At 37.8% G+C, this 12,573-nt stretch carries 10 protein-coding genes; 1 reads left to right on the top strand and 9 read right to left on the bottom strand.

The annotated features are described in order from the left end of the window. Positions 1-177: 177 nt before the first annotated feature. Positions 178-1,890: a DNA polymerase/3'-5' exonuclease PolX gene (gene polX / locus NZ900_09225; protein MCS7234261.1), complete on the top strand. Its 1,713-nt coding sequence runs from the start codon at positions 178-180 to the stop codon at positions 1,888-1,890. Here polX and rlmB read toward each other — a convergent pair. The 9 genes from rlmB to tilS all read right to left on the bottom strand — a co-directional run bounded on the left by rlmB (position 1,870) and on the right by tilS (position 12,563). Further along, positions 1,870-2,589: a 23S rRNA (guanosine(2251)-2'-O)-methyltransferase RlmB gene (gene rlmB / locus NZ900_09220; GenBank protein ID MCS7234260.1), complete on the bottom strand. Its 720-nt coding sequence runs from the start codon at positions 2,587-2,589 to the stop codon at positions 1,870-1,872. The two genes, polX and rlmB, sit on opposite strands and share 21 nt — an antisense overlap. A 20-nt stretch (positions 2,590-2,609) precedes the next feature. Further along, positions 2,610-5,453 carry an excinuclease ABC subunit UvrA gene (gene uvrA, locus NZ900_09215; protein MCS7234259.1) on the bottom strand — a complete coding sequence of 948 codons (2,844 nt, stop codon included), beginning with the start codon at positions 5,451-5,453 and terminating at the stop codon, positions 2,610-2,612. Between the two features lie 7 nt (positions 5,454-5,460). Then, a complete protein-coding gene (locus tag NZ900_09210; GenBank protein ID MCS7234258.1) occupies positions 5,461-5,964 on the bottom strand; it encodes a YqhA family protein in 504 nt (167 codons plus the stop codon). Then, complete coding sequence (uvrB, locus tag NZ900_09205) at positions 5,964-7,955, bottom strand: excinuclease ABC subunit UvrB (GenBank protein ID MCS7234257.1); 1,992 nt, start codon at positions 7,953-7,955, stop codon at positions 5,964-5,966. Before uvrB ends, NZ900_09210 begins: the two co-directional genes overlap by 1 nt. A gap of 11 nt (positions 7,956-7,966) precedes the next feature. After that, positions 7,967-8,164 carry a DUF6485 family protein gene (locus NZ900_09200; protein ID MCS7234256.1) on the bottom strand — a complete coding sequence of 66 codons (198 nt, stop codon included), beginning with the start codon at positions 8,162-8,164 and terminating at the stop codon, positions 7,967-7,969. A 99-nt stretch (positions 8,165-8,263) separates the two neighbouring features. Beyond that, positions 8,264-8,692: a hypothetical protein gene (locus NZ900_09195; GenBank protein ID MCS7234255.1), complete on the bottom strand. Its 429-nt coding sequence runs from the start codon at positions 8,690-8,692 to the stop codon at positions 8,264-8,266. Positions 8,693-8,714: 22 nt separating this feature from the next. Then, the gene (ftsH, locus tag NZ900_09190) at positions 8,715-10,616 is read right to left on the bottom strand and encodes an ATP-dependent zinc metalloprotease FtsH (GenBank protein MCS7234254.1); all 1,902 of its coding nucleotides are present in this window, start codon (positions 10,614-10,616) and stop codon (positions 8,715-8,717) included. Between the two features lie 49 nt (positions 10,617-10,665). Then, positions 10,666-11,199: a hypoxanthine phosphoribosyltransferase gene (hpt, locus tag NZ900_09185; GenBank protein ID MCS7234253.1), complete on the bottom strand. Its 534-nt coding sequence runs from the start codon at positions 11,197-11,199 to the stop codon at positions 10,666-10,668. Beyond that, positions 11,196-12,563 (bottom strand): tRNA lysidine(34) synthetase TilS, encoded by a 1,368-nt coding sequence (gene tilS / locus NZ900_09180; GenBank protein MCS7234252.1) that lies wholly within the window; start codon positions 12,561-12,563, stop codon positions 11,196-11,198. Before tilS ends, hpt begins: the two co-directional genes overlap by 4 nt. Between the last annotated feature and the right edge of the window lie 10 nt (positions 12,564-12,573).

Raw genomic sequence — 12,573 nt, 5'->3', positions numbered from 1 at the left:
TATTACTAGATGATAACCTAAAATTGGTAAGTCTTAACAGTATGATAATCGCAGCAACCTCATGGAATAAAGTAATCAAAGGAAAAGCTTTTAAGGTTAGATCCCCAGGACTAGAATTCAAAAACTCTCTTTAAATAATAAAAAGATTTTAAGTGAAGTTTAAGGGAGGGATGAAAACTGAAAAATCTTGAAATTGCAAAAGTTTTTAACGAAATAGCTGATATACTTGAGATAAAAGGAGATAATCCATTTAAAATAAGAGCTTATAGAAAAGCCGCTCAGAACCTAGAAGCTCTAAGTGAAGATATAGAAGAACTAAATAAAAAAGGAAAACTTACTGAAATTCCAGGTATAGGTAAAGATTTAGCTACTAAGATATCAGAATTTCTAGAAACTGGTAAAATATCTGATCATGAGAAACTTAAAAAAGATGTTCCTTTGAGCCTTCTTGAACTGTTATCTATCCCAGGAGTAGGTCCCAAAAAAGCAAAACTTTTCTATGAAAAACTTGGGATAAAAGACATAAAAGAATTAGAAGAAGCTGCTAAAAAGGGTATGCTTGCTGGACTACCTGGTGTAGGAACTAAAACTGAAGAAAAAATACTTAAGGGAATATCTTTATGGAGAAAAAGCAGAGAAAGAAGATCCTTAGGAAGAATCCTGCCATTAGCCCAGGAGATAATAGCTAGATTAAGTGAATCTCCACATGTAAAAAAGATAAGTGCAGCAGGATCTCTTCGAAGAATGAAAGACACTGTAAAAGATTTAGACATACTAGTTGTTTCCACAGAACCGATGGACATAATGGAAAGGTTCGTCTCCTTACCTTTAGTCATGGAAGTTCTAGGAATGGGACCAACAAAATCAAGCATATTAACTAAAGACGCATTTCAAATAGACTTAAGGGTCGTCCCAGAAGAAAGCTTTGGCGCTGCACTTCAGTATTTTACCGGTTCTAAAAATCACAACATACATTTAAGACAAATAGCTCTTAAAAAGGGATTAAAAGTCAGCGAGTATGGTGTTTTTAAGGAAAATGATGAAAAAATAGCAGGCTATACAGAGGAGGAAGTGTACAATGTTTTAGGCCTACCTTGGATTCCTCCAGAGTTAAGAGAAGATAGAGGTGAAATAGAGGCCGCTTTTGAAGGTAGATTACCAAAACTTGTAGAGCTAAGCGATATAAAAGGAGATCTGCACATCCACTCTAAATGGAGTGATGGTGTCCATACAATAGAGGAAATTGTCCAAAAGGCAGTGGAAAGAGGGTACGAATACATAGCTATTACTGATCACTCTAAAACACTTAGTGTTGCTCGAGGATTAGACGAGGAACGACTATTAAAACAAATAGAAGAAATAAAAAAATTACAAGAACGCTACCCTAAGATAAAAATCCTCGCAGGCGTAGAAGTTGACATCCTTCAAGATGGCACTCTTGATCTTCCAGATGAAATTCTATCAAGACTTGACATAGTTATAGCTTCTGTTCATTCTGCTTTCAATATGCCCCAAGAGGAAATGACTCGAAGAATATGTAAAGCCTTAAGTAACCCATATGTAGATATTCTTGGACATCCAACGGGTAGACTTATAGAAGAAAGAGATGGATATCAAGTAGACATCATGGCAATTATTCAAAAGGCTAAAGAAGAAAATGTAGGCTTAGAGATAAATGCTTATCCCCAAAGGCTTGACTTAAACGATATAAATGCAAAAATAGCTAAGGAAATGGGAGTTAAGTTAGTCATAAATACTGATGCCCACGCATGGGGACAACTTGAATTCATGTTATTTGGGGTAGCAACAGCGAGAAGAGGATGGCTTGAAAAGGAAGATGTAATAAACACTTGGGATTTCGAAAAACTGCTAAATTGGCTTAGAACGTAGTTTTCTCAACATTTCATATAGTATTATTCCGCAAGCAACAGAGACATTAAGGGATTGAACCTTTCCGTACATAGGAATATAAACCTTCATATCACATAGATTTTTAATGCTTTTATGCATTCCTTTTCCTTCCCTACCCAGAATTAAAAGGCTTGGAAATGGATAATCTGCTTCATCATACCTAATTGAACCCTCTACATCACTTCCAATAATCCAAAAACCCCTATCCTTAAGATACCTAATTGCGGAAACCATACTATTTGTTCTTATTATTTTTAATCTAATAGCAGCCCCACTAGAAACCTTTATAACGGTAGAAGTGACAGGTGCAGAACGACGAGTTGGTATAATAACGCTATTTACTCCAGCAGCTTCAGCCGTTCGAAGGATAGCCCCTAAATTCTGAGGATCTTCTATCCCATCTAGAGCTAAAACTATCTTTTCTTCCAGCAATATATCTTTAAGATGGTGATAAGAAAGAGGCGAAACCAAAGCTATAATTCCTTGATGATTCACCTTACCACATATATTTTCTATTTTGGAAACAGGGACTCTCTGGAAAGGAATACCCAGAACCTTTAAACTTTTCTCAAGTTTAGGTCTATTAGAAGCTAATAAAACCTTATTCACTCTTTCAGGATAAGAATAAATAAATTCTTCTACAGCATGAACTCCATAAACTATTTCGCTCCCAATCATTAAAACCTCCAAAACATCTATTACGCGCTTTCAGCATATACCTTATTACCATCTCCTAAAACTTTTTTAAGAAACTGCCCTGTATAGGACTTCTCACACATAGCAATTTCCTCAGGAGTTCCGCAAGCCACTATATAACCTCCTTCTTCCCCTCCCTCAGGACCGAGATCTATAACATAATCAGCTACTTTTACAACCTCAAGATTATGCTCTATTACTAGAACCGTATTACCTCCCTCTACAAGCCTCTGCAGAACTTTTACAAGCTTCTCTACATCCGCAAAATGTAATCCTGTAGTAGGCTCATCAAGAATATAAAGCGTTTTACCTGTAGGTTTTTTAGAAAGCTCAGCAGCAAGTTTTACCCTCTGAGCTTCCCCGCCAGATAAGGTAGTTGCAGATTGCCCAAGCTTTATGTATCCAAGTCCTACATCGCTTAAAAGCCTCAGTTTTCTAACTATAGACGGGATGTTAGAAAAAAACTCCAAAGCCTCATCAACACTCATATCCAAAACATCACTAATATCCTTCCCTTTATATTTCACTTCCAGAGTTTCTCTATTATACCTTTTACCCTTACAAACATCACAAGTTATGTAAACATCAGGAAGAAACTGCATCTCTACTTTTATGGTACCTTGCCCCTGACAGGCCTCACATCTACCTCCTCTAACATTAAAACTGAACCTACCAGGTTCATATCCTCTTATCTTAGCTTCAGGAAGGAGCGAAAAAAACTCTCTTATAGGAGTGAAAGCACCTGTGTAAGTAACAGGGTTAGAACGCGGTGTCCTTCCTATAGGACTTTGATCTATAAGAACAACCTTATCTATGTTTTCTAAACCTTCTATAGAATCATGCTCCCCAGGAAGTTCAGGTGAACGATAAAGCTTTCTCACCAAGGCTTTATAAAGAATATCATAAACAAGGGTACTCTTACCCGCTCCAGACACTCCAGTTATGCAAACCAATAAGCCAAGAGGAATAATTACATCAATGTTCTTTAAATTATGGTGACGAGCTCCTTTTATAACTATATTCTTTTTCCCTGGCCTCCTTCTATAGGAAGGGACTGGAATTCTTTTCCTGCCCGAAAGAAAAGCACCTGTTAGAGATTTTTCGCTTTTTAAAAGCTCATCAAGCGTTCCCTGATATACTACCTCTCCACCGTTAACACCTGCTCCTGGCCCGAGTTCCACAATATAATCTGCTCTTCTTATAGTAAGCTCGTCATGTTCAACCACTAACAGCGTATTTCCCATGTCCCTCAGTTTCTCTAACATGTTTAGAAGCCGTTCTGTATCTCTTGGATGAAGCCCAACCGTAGGTTCATCAAGAACATAAAGTACCCCTGTAAGACCAGAGCCTATCTGAGTAGCAAGTCTTATCCTCTGAGCCTCTCCCCCTGAGAGCGTATACCCAGGTCTTGCCAATGTAAGGTAACCTACACCAACGTTAATAAGGAAATCAAGTCTTGACAGTATTTCTTTTATAGGAACACGAGCTATCTGTCTTTCTTTCTCACTAAATCTAAGTTCCTTAAGAAAAGCATATAGATCTCTTATGGGCATACAGGTTAGTTCATATATATTCTTACCAGCGATCTTAACAGCAAGAGCTTCCTCTCTTAAACGAGCGCCTTTACACTTAGGACAAGAATTAAATCTCATGAACCTTTCAAGTTCTTCCTTAACAACTTCTGATTCGGTCTCTCTATATTTCCTTTCAAGCTGAGGAATAACACCTTCAAAATAACCTCTATAATCATAAGCTCCATCACGAGAGTAAAACTTGAAAGAAAAAACCTTATCAGAACCATAAAGAATGATGTTTTTGATATCTTCAGGTAGATTCTTAAAAGGAACGCCTAAGGAAAACCCGTATTCCTTCGCTAAAACCTCAAGTTTCTTTAAGTAAAATTCCTCATACCTACTATCACGCCATGGTCTTACAGCACCCTCACATATCGAAAGTTCCTCATCAATTATGAGATCTGGCGCAAACTCAATCTTGACTCCAAGACCATCACAAGCAGAACAGGCACCATAAGGGCTATTGAAGGAAAATAGCCTTGGTTCTATCTCAGGAAGACTAACCTCACAATAAGGACAAGCGAATCTTTCAGAAAGCAATATCTCTTCGCCATCTCCTACAAGAATGAGAACAAGTCCTTTAGACAATCTTAAAGCCTGCTCCAAGGAATCATAAATTCTACTTTTATTTTCCTCATTTACAATAAGTCTATCTATAATAACGTCTATATCATGCTTTTTAGCCTTGTCTAGCGTAATCTCCTCCTCAAGCCAAAGGGTAATCCCATCTACTCTAACCCTTAAAAATCCTCCTTTTTGAAGTTCTATGAAAAGATTTTTAAATTCCCCTTTCCTTCCCCGTACTAAAGGAGAAAGGATTTGGATCCTCGTTCCTGCCGGAAGAGAAAAAATTTTTTCTACCATATGATCCACAGTCTGTCTTTCTATTACTCTACCACATTTAAAACAATGAGGAATCCCTATCCTTGCAAAAAGAAGTCTCAGGTAATCATAAATCTCCGTTATAGTTCCAACCGTTGATCTAGGGTTTTTAGGGACACCCTTCTGATCTATAGAAATAGCAGGGGACAACCCTTCAATAGAGTCTACATCAGGCTTTTCCATCCTACCAAGAAACTGTCTAGCATAAGCAGAAAGTGATTCTACATATCTCCTTTGCCCTTCAGCATATATAGTATCGAAAGCTAAAGAAGATTTTCCAGAACCAGAAACACCTGTTACAACTATCAGCTTACCTTTAGGAAGCTCAAGATTTATATTTTTTAGATTATGTTCTCTTGCTCCTCTAATTACTATATTGTCATACGACATTATAAAACTACCTCTTATGAGCAAAATAATAAGTTAAACCTAAAAGGAATATTCCACCCGCAAAAAGGAATAGCGAAACTGGAGACGTATAATCCACAGCAACAGCTTGTTTCAAAAAAGTAACACTTAACATTATAAGTATATAGCCTAAAAGGTAGCTTTTCAAATCTTCTACATTTTTTATACTTAACCAGATTGGACCACAAGTTGCAGAGTCCATTACATTTTCAACAGAAGTTTTTCTTATGAATAGGTCATAGGTCCCGTAAGAGAAGATAATGAATAAGCTTCCGCAAAGAAACAAGTCCAAAGCTATCAAAAGATCAGCCGTTAATAGCTTTAAGGGAGGTATCTCCTCAGCTCGCATATGAGAGAAAATAACTTTAAATATATAAAGCGCACCCATTATATAAACGAAAAACGCCCCAATAACACTAAAAACCACCGAAATAATAGTTATCAACCTTACGTTTACAAAAACCCACCATACTATATCTTTTATAGCTTTCATTAATCTCTTTCTCCTCCTTTTAGTAAAGATAAAATATCTCTAATTTCAGCAGCTTTTTCAAAGTCGAGTCGCTCCACAGCATTCCACATTTCCTTTTCCAAAGAGGAGATTAATGCTTTTTTCTCCTCAGGAGAAATATCATAGGGAATAATCTCTTCTGTAACCTTACTATATACTTCTTCCTTCCTAGACTTTTTGCTAACCTCCGGAAGATAGTCTCTAACCTCTTTAACTATAGTTCTAGGAGTAATGCCATGTCTTTGATTAAATTCCATCTGAACTCTTCTTCTTCTCTCTGTTTCAGCAACAGCTTTTCTCAGAGATTCTGTTATCTCGTCAGCATAAAGTATGACTTTCCCTCTAACGTTACGCGCAGCCCTACCTATCATCTGAATCAAGGAACGCTCACTCCTTAAAAACCCCTGTCTATCTGCATCAAGAATAGCAACGAGGGATACCTCAGGAAGATCAAGTCCCTCTCTCAAAAGATTAACTCCAACTAATACATCAAACTCACCTAACCTAAGCCCCTTAAGGATCTCGGCTCTCTCCACTGTATCTATTTCCGAATGAAGATACTTTACCCTTATACTCAAATCCGAAAGAAAAGACGCTATGTCCTCTGCCATTTTCTTAGTGAGGGTATTAACAAGTACTCTCTCACCCTTACCTACAGTTTCTGCTATCTCCTTAAGGAGATCGTCCATTTGTGTTTTAGCTGGCTTTATCTCAACTTCAGGATCAACTATACCTGTCGGCCTGACAAGCTGCTCAACTACTTGCGAACTAACCTCTAGTTCGTAATCTCCTGGAGTAGCAGAGACAAAGATGACTTTCTTCATATATTGCTGAAACTCCTCCCACTTTAAAGGCCTATTATCTAAAGCAGAAGGTAGCCTAAAACCGTATTCAACCAACGTCTCTTTTCGAGACCTATCTCCATTATACATTCCCCTTATCTGAGGTACAGTCATATGGGATTCATCTATAAACATCAAAAAATCATCAGGGAAAAAATCAAGAAGAGTTCCCGGAGGCTCACCCGGTTCTCTTCCGCTTAAATACCTTGAGTAGTTTTCTATCCCAGGACAGTAACCCACCTCTTTTAACAGTTCTAAGTCATACTTTGTTCTAAGCTCTAGGCGTTCTGCTTCAAGATATTTTCCTCTCTCCTTGAACCATTTGACTCTTTCTTCAAGCTCCATCTCTATTAATTTTACAGCCCTATTAATTATTTCCTCCGAGGTAACAAAGTGCTTAGCAGGATATAAACAAAGCTTGCTTTTTTCCTTCAACATCTTACCAGTAAGTATGTGAAACTCAGAAATTCTATCAACTTCATCCCCAAAAAGCTCTATTCTAACCCCAATCTCCTCGTAAGGAGGATATATTTCTATGATATCACCTTTAACCCTAAACTTTCCTCTTTCGAGAACAAGATCATTCCTCTCGTAGTAAAGCTCTACAAGTCTTTCAATAATTTTCCTTCTAGTAATCTTCATCCCCTTTTCGACAGAAAATATAACCCTTTCATATTCTTTCCTTGAACCTATCCCGTATATGCAAGAAACTGTAGCTACCACTATAACATCATCTCTTTCTAATAAAGCTTTCGTCGTTGAAAGCCTAAGCTTTTCTATTTCCTCATTTATAGAAGCATCCTTTTCTATATAAGTATCGGTCTCGGGAACATAAGCTTCGGGCTGGTAATAATCGTAATAACTAACAAAATATCTAACAGCATTATAAGGGAAGAACTCTCTAAACTCGCTATAAAGCTGAGCAGCAAGGGTTTTATTATGCGCTATCACAAGGGTTGGTAATCCTACCTTCTCTATTACATTCGCCATGGTAAAAGTCTTACCAGATCCAGTAACTCCTAAAAGAGTCTGAAATCTATACCCCTTCTTAACCCCTTCAACCAACTTTTCTATCGCTTTAGGCTGATCTCCCTGGGGTGGATATGGTGCCACTAACTTAAATTTCGACATGCCTCTCTGATTCACCTCTTATGTATAGAAAGAAATCTCTCTATAGACCTATCATAGGTCATCTCAACGTCCGGAGGGAAAAAGCAAGCAGGTAATTCTCTATTACTCAAATGATATTTTAGACACTCGCAACAAATTCCTTTCTTAGAACAAGGCTCATAAGTACAAGAACACTTCTGCAGGTTTTTTTCTTTATTTATACACTTCATCATTTAAAACCACACCTCCGTCAAGTCAGAAAGTAAGGGGGCTCTTCTTTCTACAGAAAGAGGAGCCCCCTTCCCCAAAAACCAATACTCAGATTAAATTTACATCTTTTTACCTTCCATGATAACCTTTTTACGTTCACGGACCTTATTAAGAAACTTATCTTCCTCAACAATCCACCTCTCTATTATTCCATCACCAACCAGCTCAAATTCATCATACGCCCTAACCTTAAACGTTAATCTGCTTCCTTCTATCTCCTCTAAAATAGCCTCAGCCGTAACTGCTATTCCCAAAGGTGTTGCTGAAATGTGCCTCACATTAACATAAGTGCAAACCGTTGTATAGCCTTGCGGCAAATAATCCTTCACAGCATTAAAGGCAGCAAGATTCATCAAATTTATAAGAACAGGAGTGCCTAAAGACTCTACCGAAGGTTGTATAAACTCGGTAGCCAGATGTTTACGATCAACGACTATTTGGGCGGTTCCTCTTAACCCCTTTTTAAGTCTAAAACTAGGATTGATCAAGACAAACCCTCCCTTCGTTCAGTCATGCTGGTTTAGGAAAAACAGTAGGACGCTTTAATACGTCTTCCTCCAAACTCTTCTCCTTTTCTTCTAAAGACTTTATAGCTCCATCATCCTCTCTAAGCTCTCTCCCCTCAAGTATTTTATCTATATCATCCCCCTCCAACACTTCCACATCTAATAAAGTTTCAGCTAACCTTTTAAGTTTATCCATGTTTTCTAAGATAACTTTTTCAGCCATCGAATAACACTTATCTATAAGCTGCCTAATTTCCTGATCAATAGCATAGGCAACTTCCTCGCTATAGTTTCTATCTTCCACTATATCTTTACCTAAGAAAACCTGTCTATGCTTCTTACCAAGAGTCAGCGGTCCAAGTCTTTCACTCATCCCATATTCACATATCATTTCCCTCGCTATTGCAGTAGCCCTTTCCAAATCATTTTGGGCTCCTGTAGTAACGTCACCAAACACAATTTTCTCTGCAACCCTTCCTCCTAACAGAACAGCAATCCTATTGAGCAATTCTGTTTTAGTAGTAAGATATCTATCCTCCGTAGGCAGCTGAAGAGTGTAACCCAAAGCAGCGTGTCCCCTTGGTATTATAGATATCCTATGAACAGGATCTACCCCAGGTAACATCCTAGCAACTAGAGCATGGCCTGCTTCATGGTAAGCTATTATTCTCTTTTCCTTTTCACTTATAAGCCTCGATCTCCTCTCAGGACCAGCTAACACCCTATCAATTGCCTCTTCAAACTCTTCCATGGTTATTTTATCTTTGTTTCTTCTTGCTGCAAGAAGAGCTGCTTCATTAACAAGATTTGCAAGATCTGCTCCAACAAATCCTGGTGTTCTTCTAGCTATAACTTTAAGGTCTACATCGGAAGCCAAAGGTTTATCTCTACAATGAACCTTAAGAATTTCCTCTCTCCCCTTAAGATCCGGTTTATCTACCACTATGTGTCTATCAAACCTTCCAGGCCGTAAAAGAGCAGGATCAAGAATATCAGGCCTGTTAGTAGCAGCTATTAATATTATTCCTTGATTCATATCAAACCCGTCCATCTCAACCAAAAGCTGATTAAGCGTCTGTTCTCTCTCGTCATGACCTCCACCTAAACCAGCTCCACGATGCCTTCCAACAGCATCTATTTCATCTATAAAAATAATACAAGGAGCATGCCTCCTTGCTTGATCAAATAGATCTCTCACCCTCGCAGCTCCTACACCTACAAACATCTCTACAAAATCGGAACCACTTACAGAAAAGAAAGGCACTTCCGCTTCACCAGCAACTGCTCTAGCAAGAAGAGTTTTGCCCGTTCCTGGTGATCCCAGAAGCAAAATACCCTTAGGGATCTTTGCTCCCATCCTTTGGTATTTCTTAGGATTTTTAAGATAATCTATTACTTCCTTAAGCTCTTCCTTTGCTTCCTCTATGCCAGCCACATCCTTAAAAGTAACTCTAGGACGGTTATCAAGGAAAAGTTTAGCTCTGCTTTTTCCGAAAGACATAACCTTTCCCCCGCCACCTTGCATATGATATAAGATAAAAATCCATGCTCCAATCAAAAGCAACGTAGGGAAAAGAGAAGAGAAAAACTGAGCCCACCAGGGAGTTTTTACAGGCGGTTCAACCTCAACTTTAACACCCTTTTTGGCTAATATCTGAGGAAGAGAAGGATCATTAACTATATTAACTGTGAATACAGTTCCATCCTTCATAATTCCTTTAACGGTATTTTCCTCTATTACAACTTCTTTAACCAACCCATTCTCAACAGCATTTAAAAAAGTACTAAAACTTAAACGTTGAGAAACTTTCATCCCCTCTTGGGGAGAAAAAAAGGTATTAACCATTGAAATAACTAAAACTATAAAAATTAGATACAACCCAAGATTCCTCAAAAGTCTATTCATCTCTTATCCCAGACACACCTCCTATAAAAATTATACCATACACAAATTGTTACTGATCTTCAAATCGTAAAATACGTATATCTGGAAGATTCCTATACCTACCAGCAAAATCCAACCCATATCCAACTACAAACTCAGAAGGAATGTTAAACCCTAAATAGGCTATTGGGATTTCCACTTTCCTTCTTGCTGGCTTACTAAGAAGCGCACAAACCTTTAGGCTAGCAGGTATTCTTGATGAAAGAAGACCTAACAAATACTGAAGGGTTAAACCTGAATCTATGATATCTTCCACTATAAGCACATGTCTTCCTTTTATATCTGTATCAAGATCTTTATCTATCTTAACTATCCCACTTGTTTCAGTAGAATTACCATAACTTGAAACAGCCATAAAATCTACATACACACTAAAAGGGATGTTTCTTAAAAGATCTGCCATAAACATTATTGCTCCTTTTAGAACCCCAACAAACACAGGATCTTTGCCCTCGTAATCCTTAGATATAACTTCAGCAAGTTCTTTAACCCTCTTTTGTATATCTTCCCGTGAAATCAAAATCTCACCTACATAATGTCTCAATCAGAATCACCTCTCAAGTATACAAGGTGCAATATCCTTTTTGAATTTTCATCCACTTTTACTTTTTCAGCAATTTTAACTCCTCCAACCCACACAATATCTCCGTCTCTATCAACAACAATAGGAATCTCGTCTCGTTCTTCAATAGGAATAGAAGCCTCTGCAAAGAGCTTTTTAAGTTTCTTTCTGCCCTTCATTCCTAACGGTTGAATTCTGTCACCACCCTTTCTATTTCTAACGAAAAGAGGAAATTTCAATTTATCAACATCAAGAAAAGCCTCAAACTCACTTGTCGACTTTCTAAAACAGGAAACATATTCAGCCTTTATTATACCTCGAGGTACTTTAGTTACCCCAGGCACATTAAGTTCAAAAAGCCATTCTTCCCTCTTAAGAAACTCTCCTTGTCTCCTTAGAAAAACACATATCTTTTCCCCATCATCCTTGACTACAACCTGCCTAGGCAGATTAAATACTCCCTTTCCTTTATCCCAAACACTATCTATATCCTCTTTAGAAAAACCATAAAAGTCTCCTACTAGGCTTTCTATAGCCCTTCTAATAATCTCCGAAAAAAGAAACCTATTTGCACGTAATGCTCCCGAATTAAAACAAATTTCCCCTTCTTTTTGCAAGAGAAGACTCCTTTCGAACTCTGCTTCAATAAAACTATCGACAAAATCTCTCTCCATCCACATCAATTCAGAGAGCCTTAATAAGCCTTCCTTAATGGATGGATTATAACTCTCTAATATAGGCAAAAGAAGATATCGTATCCTATTTCTAAAATAATAAGGATCATAATTCGTTATATCTGTCCTGTAATCAAGACCTTTTTCTGAAGAGTAAGCCTCTATTTCAGATCGCCACACTTTTAAAAGAGGCCTTACGTAGAAAGAGGTCTTGGGACGCATACCACAAAGACCTAATGGACCAGTACCTCTTATAATCCTCATCAGTACAGTTTCAACTTGATCATCCGCGTTATGGGCAAGAGCTATTTTATTTGCGCCAACAGTTTCCAAACAACGTTTAAAGAAGCTGTACCTAACTTTTCTTGCTGACTCTTCAAGAGTCTCCCCTTTTCTACCCAGCCGAGCATCGCTTCTTCCAATAGTAAAATTTAACCCATACTTCAAGGCAAGCTTTTCGACAAAAAGAGCGTCCTCATAAGAATCTAGTCCTCTTATACCATGATCAAGGTGAATTACATGGAGCTTAAAATCATAAGAAGGGGAAAGATTTACAAGAAGGTCAAGTAAAACAACCGAATCTATTCCTCCTGAAACAGCTACAAGTACTTTTTCTCCCTTTTCAAAAAGCCTATGCTCGTCAATAAATTTTTTAACTTTATCAATAAGCATGAAAAATAAA

The sequence above is a fragment of the Synergistota bacterium genome (genome assembly GCA_025060595.1).
Taxonomy (GTDB): domain Bacteria; phylum Synergistota; class GBS-1; order GBS-1; family GBS-1; genus 42-11.
The sequence above is the reverse complement of the archived record's forward strand: the minus strand, read 5'-3'. Positions and strand labels throughout refer to the sequence as shown.